The organism is Ruegeria sp. HKCCD8929 (genome assembly GCF_013031405.1).
GTDB lineage: Bacteria > Pseudomonadota > Alphaproteobacteria > Rhodobacterales > Rhodobacteraceae > Ruegeria.
In genome coordinates this window covers 101,039-120,724 of sequence record NZ_WPZY01000014.1, presented here as the reverse complement: position 1 = coordinate 120,724, position 19,686 = coordinate 101,039, and the positions used below count along the sequence as shown (strand labels likewise).

The 19,686-nt window shown below is 61.5% G+C and carries 17 protein-coding genes; 9 read left to right on the top strand and 8 right to left on the bottom strand.

Features of this window, described 5'->3' with window-relative positions:
* Positions 1–520 precede the first annotated feature (520 nt).
* On the bottom strand, positions 521–922 hold the full coding sequence (locus GOX53_RS19425; RefSeq protein WP_171179274.1) for a hypothetical protein: 402 nt from the start codon (positions 920–922) through the stop codon (positions 521–523).
* A gap of 75 nt (positions 923–997) precedes the next feature.
* On the opposite strand from GOX53_RS19425, the gene GOX53_RS19420 reads away from it, so the two are divergent.
* The 5 genes from GOX53_RS19420 (at position 998) to GOX53_RS19400 (ending at position 5,741) form a co-directional block, all read left to right on the top strand.
* Positions 998–1,201 (top strand): VOC family protein, encoded by a 204-nt coding sequence (locus GOX53_RS19420; RefSeq protein ID WP_171179272.1) that lies wholly within the window; start codon positions 998–1,000, stop codon positions 1,199–1,201.
* 233 nt (positions 1,202–1,434) lie between these two features.
* A complete protein-coding gene (locus GOX53_RS19415; protein WP_171179270.1) occupies positions 1,435–2,484 on the top strand; it encodes a patatin-like phospholipase family protein in 1,050 nt (349 codons plus the stop codon).
* A 128-nt stretch (positions 2,485–2,612) separates the two neighbouring features.
* Positions 2,613–3,626 carry a catalase gene (locus GOX53_RS19410; protein WP_171179268.1) on the top strand — a complete coding sequence of 338 codons (1,014 nt, stop codon included), beginning with the start codon at positions 2,613–2,615 and terminating at the stop codon, positions 3,624–3,626.
* A gap of 4 nt (positions 3,627–3,630) precedes the next feature.
* Positions 3,631–4,347, top strand: coding sequence for a hypothetical protein (locus GOX53_RS19405; RefSeq protein WP_171179266.1), 717 nt, complete (start codon positions 3,631–3,633; stop codon positions 4,345–4,347).
* A complete protein-coding gene (locus GOX53_RS19400; protein WP_171179264.1) occupies positions 4,344–5,741 on the top strand; it encodes a peroxidase in 1,398 nt (465 codons plus the stop codon). The genes GOX53_RS19405 and GOX53_RS19400 overlap by 4 nt, the downstream gene beginning before the upstream one ends.
* Before the next feature lie 23 nt (positions 5,742–5,764).
* Here GOX53_RS19400 and GOX53_RS19395 read toward each other — a convergent pair whose 3' ends face one another.
* Together GOX53_RS19395 and GOX53_RS19390 are read right to left on the bottom strand one after the other, a co-directional pair.
* A complete protein-coding gene (locus tag GOX53_RS19395) occupies positions 5,765–8,890 on the bottom strand; it encodes an adenylate/guanylate cyclase domain-containing protein (RefSeq protein ID WP_171179263.1) in 3,126 nt (1,041 codons plus the stop codon).
* Between the two features lie 210 nt (positions 8,891–9,100).
* A complete protein-coding gene (locus tag GOX53_RS19390; protein WP_171179261.1) occupies positions 9,101–10,024 on the bottom strand; it encodes an SMP-30/gluconolactonase/LRE family protein in 924 nt (307 codons plus the stop codon).
* 402 nt (positions 10,025–10,426) lie between these two features.
* Between GOX53_RS19390 and GOX53_RS19385 the strand changes: the two genes are divergently transcribed.
* Both GOX53_RS19385 and GOX53_RS19380 read left to right on the top strand, forming a co-directional pair.
* Positions 10,427–10,885, top strand: coding sequence for a twin-arginine translocation pathway signal (locus tag GOX53_RS19385; protein ID WP_371810366.1), 459 nt, complete (start codon positions 10,427–10,429; stop codon positions 10,883–10,885).
* 5 nt (positions 10,886–10,890) lie between these two features.
* Positions 10,891–11,502, top strand: a complete 612-nt coding sequence (locus GOX53_RS19380; protein WP_171179257.1) for a ferric reductase — start codon at positions 10,891–10,893, stop codon at positions 11,500–11,502.
* 146 nt (positions 11,503–11,648) lie between these two features.
* On the opposite strand, the gene GOX53_RS19375 is transcribed toward GOX53_RS19380, so the two are convergent.
* Positions 11,649–12,074 (bottom strand): hypothetical protein, encoded by a 426-nt coding sequence (locus GOX53_RS19375; protein ID WP_171179255.1) that lies wholly within the window; start codon positions 12,072–12,074, stop codon positions 11,649–11,651.
* Between the two features lie 105 nt (positions 12,075–12,179).
* On the opposite strand from GOX53_RS19375, the gene GOX53_RS19370 reads away from it, so the two are divergent.
* Positions 12,180–13,451 carry a hypothetical protein gene (locus GOX53_RS19370; protein WP_171179253.1) on the top strand — a complete coding sequence of 424 codons (1,272 nt, stop codon included), beginning with the start codon at positions 12,180–12,182 and terminating at the stop codon, positions 13,449–13,451.
* Complete coding sequence (locus GOX53_RS19365) at positions 13,448–14,725, top strand: DUF1598 domain-containing protein (protein WP_171179251.1); 1,278 nt, start codon at positions 13,448–13,450, stop codon at positions 14,723–14,725. Before GOX53_RS19370 ends, GOX53_RS19365 begins: the two co-directional genes overlap by 4 nt.
* 2 nt (positions 14,726–14,727) lie before the next feature.
* Here GOX53_RS19365 and GOX53_RS19360 read toward each other — a convergent pair whose 3' ends face one another.
* From GOX53_RS19360 to GOX53_RS19345, 4 genes are read right to left on the bottom strand one after another with little or no spacing between them, the layout of a single operon-like run.
* Positions 14,728–16,251 (bottom strand): OmpA family protein, encoded by a 1,524-nt coding sequence (locus GOX53_RS19360; protein ID WP_171179249.1) that lies wholly within the window; start codon positions 16,249–16,251, stop codon positions 14,728–14,730.
* Between the two features lies 1 nt (position 16,252).
* On the bottom strand, positions 16,253–17,419 hold the full coding sequence (locus GOX53_RS19355; protein WP_171179248.1) for a hypothetical protein: 1,167 nt from the start codon (positions 17,417–17,419) through the stop codon (positions 16,253–16,255).
* Position 17,420: 1 nt separating this feature from the next.
* Positions 17,421–18,272 (bottom strand): hypothetical protein, encoded by an 852-nt coding sequence (locus GOX53_RS19350; protein ID WP_171179246.1) that lies wholly within the window; start codon positions 18,270–18,272, stop codon positions 17,421–17,423.
* Between the two features lie 5 nt (positions 18,273–18,277).
* The gene (locus GOX53_RS19345) at positions 18,278–19,678 is read right to left on the bottom strand and encodes a hypothetical protein (RefSeq protein ID WP_171179244.1); all 1,401 of its coding nucleotides are present in this window, start codon (positions 19,676–19,678) and stop codon (positions 18,278–18,280) included.
* Between the last annotated feature and the right edge of the window lie 8 nt (positions 19,679–19,686).

Sequence of the window (19,686 nt, the reverse complement as noted above, 5' to 3'; positions counted from 1 at the left end):
GCTCGTCAGGCTCATAACCTGAAGGTCGCAGGTTCAAATCCTGCTCCCGCAACCAGCAAGGTCGAACAAAGTGTCGAACGAGCCGCCTCAGGGCGGCTTTGTTCGTTCTGAGACCCACCCAACGCAAGCAAACCCGCCAACTCCCCAATCAGTTCAACGGTATATGCTTCGCCTTCCGGGATCAGTATGATCCCTGAGAGAAGGCCTCGAATGATCGACGTTGCGCCCGCCTACGGCAGACGATTGTCGGCCTGGGCAAGACGGTCTTACTGTCCGTTATGGTGATTGGTTTTGCCATTTTATCCATCGGGACGGTGCTGATGGCGGAAACAAGCCCTTGAGAGCGTCCTATTTACCGTTGTCCTCTATTTACTTGGGCTTTACTCGGCGGTCTGGCTTGCGGCCGGAACGTTGGTTTTTGCCGTGATGGAAATAAACTACGCAGCTAGCCCATCCATGCCCTTGCGAAAGTCGATAGGCTTGGAGGCTAGGTAGAGCTTGAAATTCCCGGACGGTGAGATCATCTGCCACCGTCCAGCGCATGGATGACACGGATCAGATTTTCGACGGGATACGAAGCTGGCAGGCAGACCTCGACCAAGTTGCGGCGCAAGACAACGCACGAGTCATTTGTTTGCCGGTCGGCGCAGACCTCGCCTGCCTCGACGACGACTTCCGAAAAGATGCGTTCCTCTCGAACTTCTGTCCTGTGAGTGCTGGCACGACGAACATCGGCGCGCCATTTGTAAATGAGCGATTGAGAGACGTTGCATGTCTTCATGACTTCGCCAACGGTCAGCTCGCCGCGATCCAACTTCTGATTGACGAAGCGCTTGAAGCTTGGAGGCCGCACTCGCCGCCCGCCCGCATGAACTTCAATGGTGAAGCCGTAAGCTTCAAATGATCGTGGATGTTGACCCACAGCTCCGCCTCCTTTGGTTCTGGAGCATTTTGCCATCATGGCCGGGAGAGCGTTAGATGCTATCAAGGGGGTCAGATGCAACGCTTACGGAATTTTTGTCTCGTCACCGATACGCCCATTGAGGACGTTGTCGAGAGACTTCGCTCACACGACGTCACCATCGTAGAGGGGCCTGCCGAGAAACTGGGCGCCATCGGCAAGCTGATGTCGGTGTATTTCCGGGACCCGGATGACAATCTTGTCGAGGTCAGCAACAGGTTGGTCGGAAGAGTTGATTGAGCGTTGGCGCCGAAAGGATCGCATGAGCAGTTGGCGATCCACAGCTTTCAAAACCACAACACGGCTTCACAGCGAGTAGATTACTGACGATTTGGTTGGACCCAAAGATGCCCGGTACGCCAAACGGCAAACCGGGCCGACGCGCATCCCCACATGAACAGGTCACCGGGACCCTCTTGGAAAACGCATCTAGCAGACGTACCGTCAGAACGGGTAAAAACGGGACATGTCCAATGACGTTCAGGCTGGTTTCCTGCGATGGTGGCGGGATTAGGGGGTATTTGACATGCCTGATCCTGCAAGGTCTTCAGGAGGAAACCCAATTCCTGGACAAGGCGGACGGGTTTGCGGGCACATCGACCGGTGGACTGATTGCCGTGGCGCTGGCCGATGGCAGGTCTCAGGGCAAAGACATGACCCGGTTGCTGGGCGACCTGATCTCGATCTACCGCGACGACGCCGACAAGATCTTTCGCGAAAACGAACGCAGTATCCTGGACAAGGCGCTGGATGAGGTTCTGAGACGGTTCAAGTTGAACGGCGGCCCCGGCATCACCGCGGCGCAATATAATTCGACAGGGCTTGCCGAGATTGGAGAAACCCTTGTCGAAGATCGCACGGTTGGATCGCTGTCGCCGGGTATCGTATTGGCGGTCAACACCGTCTGCCTGCACCGCAGCGATCAGGTCGGCTGGTCGCCATTTACCGTAACCAATCAGGACTTTGGTGAAGGCCCCTGGCTGGACATGCGTGCGGTCAAACTCCTTGATGTTGCAATGGCAAGCTCGGCGGCCCCGACCTATTTCCCGCCGCATCGCATAGTTGCGAACGGCGTCGACTACGGCTATTTCGCCGACGGTGGTGCGTTTGCCAACAATCCGGTGATGAACGGGATCAACATCGCGATTGCCGCAAAACAGGCTGCCGGTCTTTTTGATATCGAGGCGCTCTCGATCGGCACCGGGCGGCAGCCTACCGATATATCCAAGGAAATGGTCAAGGACCCCGATGATTGGGGCCTGTTGAAATGGTTCGGCGTGACCTCCAACGCACCAAAAGCCGCGCTGCTTGAACTGATGCTGACGACCTCGGCCGAAAATCTGTACTGGATGGCGCGCCGGGTCCTGACGGATCGGCTGGTGCGCTTGAACCCGCCGCTGCCCAAGGTGGTCAGCCTGGCCAAGCACGAACCCGGAATCTATGACCTGATGGACGAGGCCTGCCAGGCCGCCAAAAACAGCCGGGATTGGGTGAGCGCCGTCGACATGCTCAATAACTGGTAGCCGCCCTGCAAAACCCCTGCCGGGACCGGGTTTGTGCAAGTTGTGGTGTTTGTTATTGTTGCACCCAAGGCGCGAAAAGTTAATCTATCAATTATTTGCAAAATTGTTCGGACGCGGAGGGGAGGCGTATGGACGACACTGGCATTGCCCAGAAACTGGTTGAGGTTTTGCACCGCCCTGACGGTGATTTGATGAAACGCCCGGTTCACACCATCGGCATCAGCGCCACCGGGTTTTTCAAGCCTTCTCCGATTGCACGAAATTTCTGCGTCGCGGATCATTTTCGGGAGGACAAGACAAAGGTCATCGTCCGGTTCTCGAACGGTTCCGGCAGCGCCACGGTGCGCGACGGCTGGTCGGACGTGCGGGGGATGGCGACGCGGTTTCACCTCTCGGATGGCACGGATACCGATCTTATCGCGATGACCCTGCCCGAGTTCTTCTCGCCCACGCCCGAGGATTTCCTCGACTTCGCTCTGGCGGCCAAGCCGAAACCCTACAAGGGTGAATCGCCGTGGCGGAAGATCCTCAACCTGTTGAACCTGACACTGCCAAAGCGCGACCCTTATCCCGGGGAGACCATCAGCCCGGATGAAGGAGCGATCGAGTTCGCGGATCAGAATGCTCATGCTCAACTGGGCGTGTTGCAGGCCGCCACCATCGGCGCGCCGGTGAGCTACGTTCGTGCGGCCTACCACGCCGTCCATACCTTCGTCATAACCGCGCCCGACAACACCCGCCGGTGGGTGCGCTTTAGCTGGCAGCCGATTGCAGGTGTTCTCAGGACCGACCCCAGTCTGCCGCCGGTCGACGATTACCTGAAACAGGAGCTCGAGGGTCGCCTTGCCGCCGAACCCGCACGGTTTTCCTTGATGATGGTGATTGGTGAGGTCGGCGATGATTTCAACAACTCGGCGCGCCCCTGGCCGCCGCACCGGCAGCGGGTGATGATGGGGACGCTCACGCTGGATGCTGTGCCCAAGGATCAGGAAGAGCAGAACGAGAAACTGAGTTTCAATCCGGGCCTGCTGACCGAGGGGATCGAAGCCTCGGACGATCCCGTGCTGCACATACGCAGGGAGGTCTACGAGCTTTCCAGCGAGCAGCGCGGCGCCACACCTTGCCCTTTTTCAGGGAGTTAAGACCATGACTAGCCAGGACAGTTGGTTCAATCGGTACGTCAACAGCCTGCCCGACCGTGGGTGGTTCAATTTCCTGTCCCGCTATGTGGTGGTGCCCTATTGGGCCTGGAAAGAGCCCAAGCCCAAGCTGCCGGGCGGGCCGCGGCCATCGCCTCAGCCCAGCGAGAATGTTCAGCGTATGATGAACCTGATCATGCCGCTCAAGGATCCCTCTCCGGCGGGCCGCGCGCGGGCAACGCTGGCCATCGCCCAGAATGTGGATGAGATATTTGCCGGCCTCGACAATGTGGGCACGGTCCACTTCGCGCGGTTCCTGCTGATCGACAACCATATCTGCATGATTTCGGTCTACGATGGCGATTTCAGCAACTACATCCGCGATTTCATCACCACGATTGGCAGCGTCTTCGATGATGTGATGTCGCTGGTCGAAGGCGGCGAGGCGCTGATGCCCACCGAACACAACGTCGAAGAGTTCATCGACTGGGTGCAGGATCATGACCTGTTTCAGGCGCCGGATTTCCCGACGGACCTGTTTGGATTGCAGGACGCGGCCAAGGGCCTGCCGCCCAACAAGCCGCCCCATATGCTGGGGTCGCTGCCGCGCGAGCTGATCCTGCAACTGCATGCAAACCCCAACATTTCACTCGGTGGAGGCTATCGCGCGTATCCCGGCGTGTCGGCCGCACAGGTGCGCAGTAAATTCGGAGTGGGCTGGTGACCAAAGCGTTCAATCTCGCCGATATTCAGGGCAACATCCTGCGGGGATACCGCCGAAACCTTGTGCGGCACCTCGTCCTTGAGATCACGGACCGCTCCGCCGCACGGCGGTTTCTGTCGGCATCGGTCGATGGCAACAGCGCCGATGTGCCCGCGATCACGCGGGACACGACCTGGCGTAAAAAGCCGCCGGTCTGCTTCAACATCGGCATAACCTTCGAAGGGCTGCGGGCACTGGGCACCCCGTCCGAGCATCTTGAGACCTTCCCGACCGAGTTCGCTCAGGGCATGGCCAAACGCGCGATTAAAATCGGTGACTTCGGGGACAGCGCGCCGGAACACTGGCCAGCCCCGTTTGACAAACCTGAACGCGTGCACATCATCGCCTCGATCCATGCGGATACCGAAGAACCGCTCGATCAGGTCGAGGCTCAGGTGGCCAAGGCCTTTACCGTTCTGGGGGTGCGCAACGGGCGCAACCTGCCCGAGGGCAAGGTGTTTTTCGGCTATGTCGACGGCATCTCGCAGCCGCGATTCAAACATGTCATCGACCCCGATCAGGTGGGCGTGGATGAACCCATAGATCCGCTCGGCACCGCCCTCCTGGGCTATCCCACCCGGCAAGAGGGCGTCCTGTTCCGCGTGCCGACACCGCATGAGCTGGGCTTTAACGGATCCTTCAACGCCTTCCGGGTGCTGGCGCAGGATGTGGTCGGGTTCGAAACCTATCTCGATCAGGCTGCCACCCAGTTGATGGCCCATCCCGACGTGAATCAGCTTGCGGACCCGGACAATCTGGATCGGATCGGCAAGGGGCTGGACATGCACGGCGCCCTGCGCGAGGTCGTGGCGGCACAAATGTGCGGGCGCTGGCGCAACGGGGTGCCATACGAATTGTCGCCGGACGCGCAATTCCCCGACCCGCCCGTGTCCCTGACCAATTTCAACTACTGGCACGGCTCACGCTGCCCGGCGGGCTCTCACCTGCGGCGCGGCAACCCACGTGGCGGCCGGATCGTCCAGCGCATCGCAAACTACACGCGGCGGCTGGTGCGGCGCGGCATGTCCTACGGCCCGGATTTCGACCCCCAAAACCCCGATGACCGAGAGCGCGGGCTGCTCGGCAGCTTTATCGGCGCCAATATCGGCGCGCAGTTCGAGGCGGTCATGTGCGACTGGATCAATCTCGGCTTGCATGATCCGACGATCACCGGCGCAAACGACCCGCTGCTTGGGGCAAACACGCCCGAGACCAGCTGGTTCGACATGTCGCTGCCCGACGGCAAAACGATCCGCCTGCGCGGTTTCCCGCGTCTGATCAAGGCGCGCGGCGGGGCCTACACGTTCCTGCCCAGCATCGCCGCCATCAAATACCTGTCGGAACTGACCGACTGAGCGATCCGCTTGGCCTGGACGCGTCAGGCCAGCTCCGCCAGCGCCGCGTCGATACGTGCAAGCATCGGCGACTGCCCGGCGGTTTCGACAATCAGACGCGCGTCGGTCAGGTGCTGCACGGCCAGAGGCTTTTTCTTCTTGGCCTTGTAGAGAAGGCCCATGATCATGTCGCAGCGGGCAATGTAATGGCCCTTGGTGTCGAATTGCGGGTTCTTCCGCACCCGCTCGATCAGGGAAATCAGCCGTTTCTCACCGGTCAGCATCACCCGGATGATCGTCCGGAGGTTCCTGAGCAGAACACCGATGGACCCGCCGCCCTCGCCCGTGAGAATGGCCAGATGCATTTCACACAGAAACAGCCGGCCCCAGTCGGCGGCAACCTGCGTTCCTTCTTCGTCGCGCCTCTGGATCACGTCCTCGATCTGACGCAACCCTTCGGCGATCTGCCCGTTCATGGCGTAGGCCACGCCCAACATCGTCTCGGGCCCCGCCGTGAACAGGGCCCAACCCTTGGCGCTGCACTCGTCTACGTGCCGCTGAACGGTCTCGAGCGCGCCCGGCTTCTCCAGCGGCACCAACGAGCCGACCCGCGCCGCTTCGGCGATTGCCAGCTCAAACTCGACCCTCGATGCGTTGCGCGCCTCTTCGGCCATCCTGAGCGCAAGTTCATGGTCGTCCGTCACCATCGCGATCAGGGCCTTCATCGCGGTGCCATAGCCCAGCGCGCGCGGGTCGTTCTTGGACGTGCCAAGGGCGATCATCTGGTCTGCGGTTTCATGCGCCTTGGCAACCCGCCCTCGGGTGAGCTCGTTCCACCCGACGGTGGCCAGAAAGAAGTTCTGGATATAGGCATCATCAATGCGCTTCAGAACCGCCTCGATTTCCCGCTTTTTCGCCTCGAACACCTCATTCGCGATGGGCGAATAGTAGATCGACACCGACAGCTCGTTCACCATGGCATAGGCCTTGGACGCCGGATCGCGAAGACGTTCGGCCATGGCCGTCAGTTCCTGCTGGATGCTGTGCGCCGCGTGATATTTGCCGTTGCACACAAGGCAGGACACGTAGTGATGCAGAAAGAGCGCGTGGTGACGATTGTCACCGACCTGTTCGAGGATTGGCCTGACCTTGTCCGCCAGCTCGATCATCGCCGTGACCCGCAGCGAGATATTCGAACACAGCGCGAAATCCGACAGGAACTCGGCGAATTGCTCTTTGGTCGCGCAGCCAGGGTCGCTTTGATACAGTTCCAGCGCCGAGACAAAGTACCGGTTGGCCTCGTCCAGTGAGTAAATACCAAGAGATTTGGCACCCGCCATCGCGCTATAGGTAAAGGCCAGATCCGTGCGATCCGTGTGGCGATAGTGATACGCCAGGGTTTCCGCGGCTTCCTGAAGACGGTTCGAGTTCCGTATCTCAAGGGCTTGGGCGATCGCCAGATGCAGTTCGGTCCGGCGCGTCGAGACCAGGCTCTGATAGACCGAATCCCGCAACAGGACATGCTTGAAGATATAGTCCGACGAGTTGATTTCGCGGTGCACGATGTCGAGTGTCTGCAACCTTTCCAGCGCCGCACCGGTATCGTCCGCATTGTCGACCAACAGGGACAACAGGCCCGGGTCGAAACGCCGCCCGATCACGGCCGCAGCCTGCAAAAGCTCCCGGTCTTCGGGGTGCAGCCGTTCCGTTCTGGCCGTGAGCAGGCTTTGCATGGTGACCGGCAGACCGCTTTCGCCCAGCTCGGCATCGAAATCCGCAGTACCCGCATCGATCCGCAAGGCGCCCTGATCCAGCAGAAAGCTCAGTATCTCTTCGCCAAACAGAGGATTGCCCCCCGCGCGTTCGGTCAACTGACGTTTCAGATCATCGGGCAGCAGGTCCACGCCCAGCCGCGTCTGAGCCATATGCGCGATATCGTCCGGCGCCAGCGGTTCCAGCGCGATGGTGGTCACTCTGGAATTGTCCAGCCAATCGGGCACATATTCTGGCCGCCGCGTCTGGATGATCAGCAGATTGTCCTGCTCGCCGCTCTCTATCAGCCTGCGCAGGATGTCCTCGGACGCGCTGTCAATCCAGTGACTGTCCTCGATCAGCAGAATTGTCTTGCCCTGGCTGCACTTGGCCTTCAGCAGCGCACGCAAAAGGTCGCGCGTGCGCAGGCCGATCAGAACGCCGTCCAGCCCGTCCAGCGCTCCACTCGGCGGTCTCAGGCCCAGCAGATTCAGCAAAAGGCCCAGATTCTCTTCCGAGTGCAATCCGGAAACCTGCAAACCCGCGTCCAGCTTGCGCGCCACTTCCGAGGGATCATCCGCATCCCTGATCCGGAACGAGCTGCGCACGATTTCGAGCAGCGGCAGAAACGGAACCTGCTGGCCGTCGGCAAAGCAATGCCCCGTGATGACCGAGGCTTCCTCGGACGGGACCCGTTTGAGAAACTCAAAGACCAGGCGCGTTTTGCCAAGCCCCGGCTCGGCAACCAGATCGATCACCGAAAGCGTGTTCTTGGCCCGCACCAGCGCGGCGGACATCGCCACCAGCTCGCCCTCACGCCCGACATAGCTGCTGAGCCCACGTGCGAGCGAGGCGTCAAAGCGCGTGGCGCTGTCGCGGATGGACTGGAGGTTCCACAGCTTCTGCGGCTTGGCCAGACCCTTGATCTGATGCTCGCCGTTAAAGCTCAGCTCGGCGACCCATTCGACCAGCCGCCGCGTCGTGTCGCAGATCAGGCTGCCACCGGGCGGTGCCAGGCTTTCGATGCGCGAGGCCAGGTTGACCGTGCTGCCCACCGCGGTCGCCGGCCCGTGTTCTCCGGTCACAGCCGCCATCAGGACGGTGCCCGAACTGATGCCGACCCGCATGCTGGGACGCACGCCGAACCGGGCTTCGATATCGTCAGCGGCCACCGCAAATGTCGCATGGATCGACAATGCCGCGCGGCAGGCGCGCAACGCGGCGTCCTCCAGCGCTTCGGGTATCCCGAAAAGGGCCATGATGCTGTCGCCGGCAAAGTCGCGCACCGTGCCGCCATGGTCCTCAACGGCGCTTGTCAGCTTCTCATAGACCAGACGGATGAATTCGAGCGCCTTTTCCTCGCCCAGCTCCGAAACGATGGCGGTGTAGCCAACCATATCAGCAAACAGAACCGACACCTGGCGCCGCTCGCCAAGGTTCTCCGGTTGTCGTGCTGTTATGTTGGTGGCTTCCCCCATTTGGGCGGCGAGCTTACAATACGAAATTTCGTCCGGCCACCATGCGCGGACATCCTGCCGCAACGGCACGAAAAAAAGGCAGCCAAAATGTCACGCCGCACACATCCTTGGGTTGAGCCCGTGATGACCCGCTCCGAATAGGTCCGGACCTCAGGCGGTATATGCCAGCTTCAGTCCCGGGCGCGGCCATCTGACCTTGTAGATCTTGCCCGTGCTCGACGCCGTGATCCACAGGTCGCGCATGTCGCTGCCGCCAAAGCACATGTTGGTTGTGAAGAGATCGGGGATCTCCACATGCTCGGTCGTGCCATCCAGACTGAAGACGGTTATGCCACCATTGAAGATCGTGCCGACACAGACCCGGCCACCCTCTTCGACCTTGAGGCTGTCGAGCCACTGATAGCCCGGAAGCGTCTGCACCACGTTCCCCGGCATTCCCGGCATCGGCCCCGGTTTTAACTCTCCCGGTCCGGTGATTTCCATGGCCCAGAGCCGCCCGTAGACCGTGTCGGACACATAGACCGTCTTGCCATCCGGCGACAGCCCGACACCGTTCGGCATCGGGATCGTCGCGGCCTTGACCAGCGTGCTGCCGTCGATGCTCGCATAATAAAGCCCGCCATAGCGCGTGGATTCCTCGTCCTGAATGCCGGTATCGGTGAACCAGAAGCCCCCGGACGTGTCGAAAACGATGTCATCCGGCGCAATCAGGCGCTTGCCTTCGTAGGCGTCGAAAAGAAGCGTGACCTCTCCGGTTGCCAAATCGACCCGGTGTACGGAGCCACCCGTGTAGTGCGGGCGGATCGGGGCAGGGACGGTGATCTGTTCCGGCCCGTAAGGCACGAAACTGTAAACGCCGCCGTTGTTGCAGACATAGGCCGCGCCATCAGGTCCGATTGCAACCCCGTTGGGCCCGCCCGGGATCTCGGCCACCACACTCAGCTTACCGTCGGTTCCAAGGCGCTCCAGCGTCTGGTTCTTGATGTCAACGAACAGCAGCGAGCCGTCATCCATCGCCACGGGACCTTCGGGAAATCCCAGGCCGCTGCACATTTCTTCCAGTTTCAATGACATCCTGTTGCTCCTCTGACCTGCCGGTTTTGGGTTCCGCATGTGACGGCGGAAGTGGAAATTCGTGTCTCGGCCCCCGCCTGGCAAACGCCAAAGGTTGAGCCTTTCCAGCAGCCTAGTTTCTGATCGCCGGTCGGGCAATGACTTGCGGCGTGGCCAGGCGACCTTTCCCAAACCAGCCGGTCCGGCACGGAAGGAGCATCAGGCCGCATGCGGTCAGCTTCGGTACTGGATCACAACCTTGGCTCGAAAATTGAAGGAACGGCCCAAACAGGTTATTTTTGCCAATCATATACTCGATTTTTGCGCACGCAGGCCTAGCTCCATGATCAAACCGGAAGGCTGGCACTTGCGTGCTGAAAAGGAGAAATCGACATGAGCATCCTGCGCCCGACCCGCCGTGAAATGATGGTGCTGACCGCCGCCGCTGCGGCTTCAGGCATCCTGGGTATGAGCGTGCCCGCCCGGGCCGCGGGGCTATCGCCGACGCGGACCATGCGCGGCGGGGCCAACAACTACCGCCCGGGTGCGCCGATCGTGGATCGTATTGGGGGCGGGGGGTTCTGGATGTCGGGGACCGTGCGCCGCGCCGGTGATGGCGCGCCGCTTGCCGGTCAGCGCATCCAGATCTGGGCCCATACGACTGAGGGGCATGAACGTGACGCCCGCAGTCATGGCGCGACGCTTACCAATGCAAACGGCGAGTTCCGCCTCGAGATGCCACAGATCGTTCCGGCATTCGGTCAGGCGCATGGCCACCTGGCCTATGACAGCGGCGATTTCAAAACCGTGTTTCTGCGCCCGGTAATGGCCAGCTCCAAGGATACCTCGCTCAGCGCACATTTCGTTCTGGAACCCGTCTGAGCCTCATGCGGACGGAAAAAAGCCCGGTGCGGGCCCTGCTGCCCTGGATCGGCCTGACCGTCGCAGTTCTGACGCCCCTCGCGCTGGCGTCCATGAGCCCACTGCTGCAATGGCGCGGACCGGTCTATATCGCATCCGGCTTCGCAGGCATCCTTGCGATGGGGCTGATGCTGGTCCAGCCGGTTCTGGTCGCGGGATACCTACCGCGCCTTGGCCCGATCATCGGCAGACGGGTGCATCGTTATGTCGGCGGTTGTCTGGTTCTGGCCGTCGTGGCGCATGTTGCTGGCCTGTGGATCACCAGCCCGCCGGATGTCATCGACGTGTTGCTGTTCCGGTCGCCTACCCCGTTCTCTGTCTGGGGTGCCCTCGCGATGTGGGCGCTGTTTGCTGCAGCCGGATTGGCCGTTTTGCGCATGCGCGTGCGTGTGCCCTTGCGGTTGTGGCGGCGGGGGCACGTCACACTGACCCTGGTCGCAGTTGGCGGCACAATCGCGCATGTGCTGCTGATCGAAGGGACCATGGAGACCGTGTCCAAAGTCGCCCTGTCGGTCCTGCTGGGTGTCATCGTCGCAAAAGCGGTCCGGGACCTGAAGATCTGGTCGCTGCGTCGATGATATCAGCCGGATCACCGGCGCCAGAAGAGAGACTTCACCCGCGCGATCCATCTGAATAGCCAAACCCTCAGGCAACGGGCAGTTCCCCGGCAAACTTGCTGCAACGTCTCGCGGGCAGTACCATCGTGAGCGGAAACGGAGTGTCATCAATGCGCATGATCACCCGAACTAGGTTTGCGCTCCGGCAGGTGCTGCGTCTGGGCACCGCCCTCTGCGCGTTGTGCCTTGCGCCCGGCAACCTCCGGGCAGAGGGGAGCACCGTTCAGACCGATCCGGCCGTATTTGCCGCCCCGGACAGCCCGTTTGCGCTGGTCCAGCTTCCCAATGGCGACCGGTTGCATATCGACCGCATGACCGGGCGCGCCACGGGCATCGTTTCCGATGCGCTGGGAGCCGAGGCATACGCAACCCGGATGCTCACGATAGACAACGCCGGTATGCGTGGTTTCGCCCGCTATGACGACACCGGACGCCTGTTCGAACTCGCGCGGCCCGTCGAAGGATTGGAATCCGCCAAAATCCCGCGCGGTGCGATGCAGGTCGGCGCCGACCCGGCGGGCAGGATCACCCATATTCTGGGCTCCGACGGGCAGGCGCTTGTGTTTCACCGGAACGCCGCTGGCCGGTTAACCTCCATCACGACACATTGGGGATATCTGGCGCTTGGCCCGCAAGGCTTGCCGCAAGAGGCGTGGATCTATCCCGGCATTCATGTGCGCCCGTCAACCCCGGGGGTGCACATCTTCGAAGCACCCGTCCTGCCGCGGCCAAACCCGTTGCAATTTATGTCGCTGTCGAACAATGACCGGTTCATCCGGCAGGCCTTCGCGCTGATCGACAGCAATCTCAGGAAACTGCCGCCCGAGCAAGCAATCGCTGACTGGGAGACCTACTGGACCTCTGGCCGCTACCTGGTCGAGGATTCCTATTACACCAAAACCATTGCTTCGCTCGGCCCGGTCAGGCCGCTGGAATACTGGGCATCGGGCGAGCCGTTGAAAGAATACATCGCGCTGCAAGCGGCGATGTTTGCAACGCTGCAGGCGCAGTTCGCCTTTTCATATTTGCAGACCGTCTCGTTGCGGACCGTTGGTGGGACAATCGGGTTTCAGGTCGGGCGTATCTTGGCCCGCGATCAATACATGTCTCACGTGTTTTCAGGCGTGCCCGGCATCGCTGATCCTGATCATTTGCGACAGTATTTCGATCGAACCGATGACTTCACCGACCTCGCCTCCAGCATGTGGGCCCTGTCAGTCGTCTGGCGCCGGGCCTTTCGTTACAGTGCTCGCCTGGGCGATGAACTACCAGAGCCGAGCCGTATCGTGCGGCGACAAAAAAAACGCATTGAAGCCCCCGACCAACCGAACATCCAACAAATCACGGCGAACGACCTCATTTTGGAGAGTGAAGCGGCGGAATTGGTCGATGGACAGCTCTATGCGGTCAACAGGGCCAATTCCGGCTTGTATGTCGCGACGGGAAAGCCCAGCACTCCTACGCCAATGATCGTTTCAGGGTCCAACTTTCTGCCGGATATCGAGATCGACGGAATTGCATATCGCCCTGTCGATTTCACCGAAGGGAGATTGCTCTACCGGTCATTCACTCCTTCTGAACGACTGCTGGCATTCTTGGACAAAGCCTATCCGGACACCAAAGGGATCATCCGCGTGGAAGCCGCGAAATACTTCACAAAGAGACTGATATCACCTCCGAAAGCGGAGGCTGCGGACGGCACCGCGCCAACCATCGGCGCACATCACGCGCCTGACCGGATATCTGAAGCAGGGTTCCTGACCCTGACAAAGCGCGGCGAAAACGGGCGTGGCGGCGTCCGCATCTCTCCGGTTTTCACAACCGGTGAACCCGGCACGACGGCCGGTGTCCGTGCCCTGCTGGGCCAGTGCGATTTCAACGCAAACGCGTCTTGCGACCTCAAGCCGTGACCTGGCGCGCGGTCTGCATATGCGCCTGTCTTGCTGCGGGTCTCAGCGCCCCGGTGAACTCACAGGACACCGCCTGCGAACCGCCCGAGATCAAGCGGCCCGAGATCGACCGCGCCGTATCGCTCAAGGGCCTTGAACGCGAGCTTGTCGAGTGCGGCGGCGATGCAGCTTGCACGGCCCCGGGCAGGTCGCTCTATGATTTGACTTCGATTGACGGGTTCGTTGTCGATACACAGGCGCAGGACATCATTCTGGTTGGCCACCGGGCCGAGGGCGGTCGCCCGCTCGACCTCGATGATTTCGTGGTGATGCTGCGCAATGCGCTCAACCTCTATGCGAGGCGTGAGGGCAATACGATCTGGTACACCGCGCCCGGCGTGTCGATCGATCCGCGTCCCGAGACAATCGCGCGTCTGCAAGAGCTCGACCAGCTCACCGGCGGGCTTGAAGACTACGCAGACGAATGGCCCGAGTTCTGCGAGGTGCCGCAGGATGTGCGCATCCTCGGAGTACCCGAAAGCCGCGCGGCGGCAATCATGCTCGAGGCCGACTACAAGATGAAGCGTTTCGTCAACGGTCAGGTCGCAATCGCCCTGCCGGGGTACGCATCGCTGTCGGATCTGTCCCTCGAGGCCGCGCGGAACGCCGCGCAGTTCGGCGAGGCAGAGCACGCAATCGGCGGGCTGACCCGGTTCTGGTTCTCCGCCGGCACCCACCGTGTGACGGCGGATGACCACGTCATCATGCTGGAAACCGCCAATGTCGTGCTGCTCGATGAGGCCGAGTTCCTGACCCGTGAAGGCGAAGTTGTCGCCGCGGCTGAGCCCAACGACCTCGCCCGCCAGTTTTCCTGCGCCTTCTCACGCAACTACCGCGCCATCGCGGCTGAGCCTGAGCACGCCGTTTATGCCGATCTCGAAGAAATCTTCCGCTGGGCCGCGCTCGCGCGGTTGATGGTCGACAGGGATGCCTTCGGCGCCGCCGGGTTTCGCCCGCGCTGGTTGATCGAAGACTATTCCGTGAGCCCGCAATCCTTGCCCGCAACCCTGGATGGGATTTCCGAAATCCGGCGCTGGCCGGAAAAGGACGACCCGGAATACGGGCAAAGCCGGGTCCGCCTCGTGCTGCCAAGCTGCGGCGGTGTCGCGGTTGACCACTCCGGGCTGCACGCCAGCGTACTGCCGGACCTCTCTGGCCGGCTTGCCCATATGGGGCAGATCGTCACCTTTTATCGTGAGACGCTGACCCAGGTGTTCTGGGATGTATTCCTCTGACCTTAATTCTCCGACGTCTCCGCAACCTTGGCGTGGCCCGCCTTGATCAGCCAGTCACCGACATCCGTGCCGCCACGCCGGCAATGGGCCAGTGGCCGGCCGGTGGCGTCGCGGCCCTGACCTGCCGACTCGCAGATAACGTCGGACCCGTCCAGCCACTCCGCCAGGCGCATCGCCGCAATGCGCCCGCACGGGCGCAGCGGACCCTGCGCATCGCGACAGGTGGCCTCGATATCCGGAGCTTCGACGTTGGACAGCCTCAGCTCGGCACTTTCCACCGAGATCACGCCCGCCTCGACGACCCGCGCCGGACCCGCATAGCGCGGCTTGATCGGCGGCAACTCCGGTTCCGGTTCAACCCGCGCCGGTGGCTCGGACGCGGGAGCCACTGCAGGCGCAGCCGGGGCCGGTTGACCCGCGATATTGCGCTTGATGTCTTCCAGCACCTGCTGCTTGTCGGTCTCGAAGCCAAAGACCACGCGGCGGCTGCGCACCCGGTCCTCCTCTCCGTTCTGCAGAACCGGGCGCGACGACGAATGACCGACGGCCACCAGCCTCGCGCGCGCCCATCCCGCAATGCCCGGCGACATCGGCTGTGACAGGCAAAACTGCACAACTTCCGCAGAACGCCGTTGCGAGAGGTCGAGATTGTTGAGATAGGCCGTGCCCGGCGTCGTGGCGCCAAACCATTCGGACGAGGCATGCCCCTCGATGCGCAGCTCGGCGATCCGATCGCTGAAACCGTGAATGGCGTTGATCCACGGGCCGCAGAATTCGATCAGAAATGAAAGCGTCTCTGGTGTGAGTTCGGCAGAGCCCGGCTCGAACAGAACGTCGTCCGGCAGCGATATCGAACCGCTGGCGCTGTCTATACTGCCACCTTTTTCGCTGACCAGATCGCCAAGCGCACGTTGCACGGCACCGGTGACGTCATCGCGCAGGGCGATGTCGCGGCCCAGCACCTCGCGGATACGGTCGATGGCGCGCTCATCGGCGCCGCGGGCAATCTCAAGCGCCAGATCCCGCTTTTCGGGCTCAAGGATCAGCCAGTCGGCTAGTTCGCCCGGAACCACACCCTGGGCCTTCTTGCGAATGAACTCGCCCGCTTCCAGGTCCGAGCGGACAAAGTCGATATCTTCCGGTGGGCGGTCGGCAACCGCCGACAGCAACTGTTCGAAGCGGTCGGGTTCGATGCCCTGGCTCCGCGCCGTCGTGATCGTCCGGCTGTAATCTGCAACCATCTCCGGATCCCTGAGATCCTCGGGAGCCAGCCCCTCGATGAGATGTTGCAGCGTTTTCGGGGGCACGTTCCTTTCCGTCGCGGCCTCGACCGCAGGTTCAAACGGGCGCAGGCCCGCAAGATCGGTACGATCGGCGCGGCGCTGAACTTCGAGCAATCCAAGCAGCAGCAGCAGGACAAAAGAAAGCAGCAGAAAGACCTCGCCAAAGGTCAGCCCCAGAACAGAGCCGCGCCGGAATTGGGCATCGTCTCGGTGTGCCGATCGGTCAAATCGCTGGCGCCACATGTTACCGCCCCCGCGAAATCCATCTGAATGGCCAGCGCCCCCGGCCCGCTGGTTCCGAGTATGGCAGATCCCGCTCGATCTGATCGGCGTGGCTCCTCAAGGTGGCCATTCGCGCGGAAACCGTCTTGCTCGCCGCCTCCAGATCGTCCAGCGCTTTCGAGATTGCATCGATATTGGCCTGCACCGCCGTCACAAGATCGCCGGTGCGCCGTGGAACACTTTCGGACAGTGTTGCCGCCGACGCATTCAGCTTGGTTGTCGCCTTGTCGAGCTTGGTCAGCATTTCGCTCAGCGTATCCACCGTCTCGGTTGCGCCCGATGCCGTGCGTTCCATCGCGTCATTGCAGTCTTCTCCAGTGGCCGCCGCTGCGGCCCGAAATTCGCGCATGGTCGCCGCAAGACGGGTGCGTGCCGTGCGCGATGCGGCCGAGATCGCCCGGTCGGTCGCGCCCTCCGCCTCCTGCCCCATGCGGGTGACCGCGCTGGTGAGTTGCTCGTTGAGTTCGGAATCCAGTTCGGCCAGCCGCGTCTGAAATCGCTTTTCGGCGTCGCCGATGATCTCCAGCGTCGTTTTCGTCCGCGCCTCGGCCTCGGTGCGAAGGTCGGCGTGGAACGCCTGGCGGAACTCGTTCAACGAGGCTTTCAGCCCCAGCGCGAACTGCTTGTTGGTCGCCGTCAGCGATGCGAGATCGCGCTGCATCAGGTCGTAATAGTGACGGATCGAGTTGAACGCCGCCTGTTCCTCTTCGACCATATCGACGCGGGCCGGGTTCAGGGCCACACGCAAAACGACACCGACTGCCGTGGTCAGCAGCGCTATGCCAAAGCCCGACACCACATTCAGTACAAAGTCCTCGCGCTCCTGCCCCTCGGACCCGACGCCATAAAGCGACCAGGCCAGCGAGGTCAGGGTGAAGATGAACCCCAGGTAATAGCAGTTGTCCCCGATCACGCCGGTCGACAGGGCCTTGGGTTTCAGCGGCATCGCCAGCAGTGCATACAGAAGGATCAGTCCACTGCCCGTACCGGCCGCAACCAGCGGATGGTAACCCAGCATCCGCAGGCTGATGATGACGGCACCGCCAGCGACTGCAACAACGACGAACAGCACGGCAATGCCGCGTCCTGTTGCGCGCTCCTTGCGCTTCGTTGTCTCTCGTATCGCCATGTCAGTCCGCTGGTATCCGCGCAATTGTCTTTGCTTCACTAGCACCGCCCGAAGCCAGAAGCTCGCGCCAGAAGAGGTTTACATCGTCCGTGTCGAAACCGGGCGAGCGGTCCCAAAACCCGGGCCGCAGCACACGCACAATCTCGACCCTGCTGCCCGCAAGCGGGATGCCAAGCGCCTCGCGGCTCTCGCCTTTTGTATCTTCCCATTTGTCGCCGCGGAAAAAGCTGAACCGCTCGCTGTTCTGTATCATGTCGGACACAACGATGATCTTGCGCGGGGCGTCGCTCTCCCCGAACGGCAGCAGATCCGTCGTCGCAAGCTGGATCGCCTCTACGATGGGCGAGGTGTCGGCCGCCTCGACATCAAGCATGCCGGACAGCTCCGCGCGCACAGGGGCCACGAACCCGGACTGAAAAACCTCCTCGGCCTCGGATTTGCTTTCCAGCCAGATATTGACGTCGGCACCGCTGGCCGGCCGGCACAGGGCGGTCACGCGTGCCGCGCCGTCGGGGTTGTCTCCGGTCTCATCGACCACAAGATACAGCCCGAGCTTGGTGCCCAGTGGCAGGCCGTTCACAGAGGCCTCCAGCACCCGCTCGACCTCTTTCTGCGCGCGCGATCCGATCTTGTCGGTGGTATCGATGACAATCGCCAAATAGCCCGTCGGCCCCGTGGGCGGGCAAAGATCGGCGGGCAACGGCGTCGGAAAACAACCTCCCAGGACGACGCAGACACCCGCAACCGCTGCGATCACACCCAAAGCGACCGCCCCCATAAGCAGCCCGAAAGCGGTCTCTACGGCAGTGCTCTTTCCCAGGGATCTGGATTTTCCTTTGCCGTAGCGTGCCATTGCCGTTACTCCCGTGCCCGATCCAGATCATCGAATTGAGGGATGCTCGTAACCGCACTTTGATAGGCTTCTTCAATAGCCTTGCGCGCCTTTTCGAGCGCCTTGTCGAACCCTTTCTTCAGCTTCTCCGACTCGACCGTGACATGTTCCGTATTGGCGACCTTCTGAGGTTCCGGCAGCTTGTGCAGCCGGTTGAAATACTCCGGCGGCGGGCAGTTGTCGGGGCGCGCGCTGCGATTGGCCTCGCGATAAACGCTCAGCGCGTAGTTGGTCGCGTCCTGAAGCTGCTGGTGGTAGGTGGCGTATTGCATCGCCAGCGAGCTTTGCTCGGTCAGGATCAGGGTCGTCTCGTTGAGCCCGATGATCAACCGCTCACGCGCGGCCTGCAGATCGTCCCGGCGCGCGGCGCGCACCGACCTGATCTCATCCATGGCCTCACTAGCCATATCCGCGAACCGGTCATTGGCCGCTTCACGGCGCCGGGCCAGGCTCCCGAAGCCTGGATAAAAGTCGTCCCACAATACCCCCTTGATGAAAACGATGACCGAGATCAGCGCGCCCAGCAGGGCCAGCATCCAGCTTTGAAAGTTTTCTAGGGTCCACGGCGACGCGATGAAATTCTGCACCGAGACAATCAACGCCTGTTCCCATTCGATGCCCTCGGCCGCATCGCGGAAATTGGCCACAAACAGGTTGTAGCCCGCCGCCCAGGCCAGAAAGAACAGGATCGCGACAAGACCCAGCAGACGCTTCACAAAACCGACATGTTGTACGTAGCGTGAGAATATCCCGCAGAGCAGCGACGCCAGCACGTTCACCGCCGAGATGCCAACGGCAAACAGGAACGCGATCAACAGCGCGCCACCAAAGATATGCGCAAGAAACGCACCGTTCAGAACGCTTTCGGCGACGATTGCAAACAGTAGCACGCCGACATTGAAGACATGGCTACGCCGGGGTAGGGCGGTGCGCTGCAACCGGTTCGCCTGACGAAAATGGCGGTATTCGTCCTCGAGGTCGGAAACCAGCACGCTTTGATTGTGAAGATGCAGCGCGGCTTCCTTGGTGATGGCAAGGAAGTCGCCGACGCTGCCAAGCGCCACCTCCTCGACGTTGCCCGCCATGTCGATGGCAAGATCGAGACGCCGCCGATACTGCGCCACATATGCGTGATAGGCCTCGCTCGCCGCCTGCCAGCGCTCTCGGAAATGGGCGGTAATCTGCATCTCGACAGCGTCGTCGGATGTCTGTCCATGCGGCGGTTCACATTTGGTGCCGCGCTCTTCACCCTTCTTTTTCACACCCAGCGAGGCGACTTCCTTTTCGACGTTCAAGGGGACGAAAATCTGCCCAGCCTCCGGTGCTGCCGGAAACAGTTTATCAATAAGTTCAGACAATTTACTCATACTAAAGC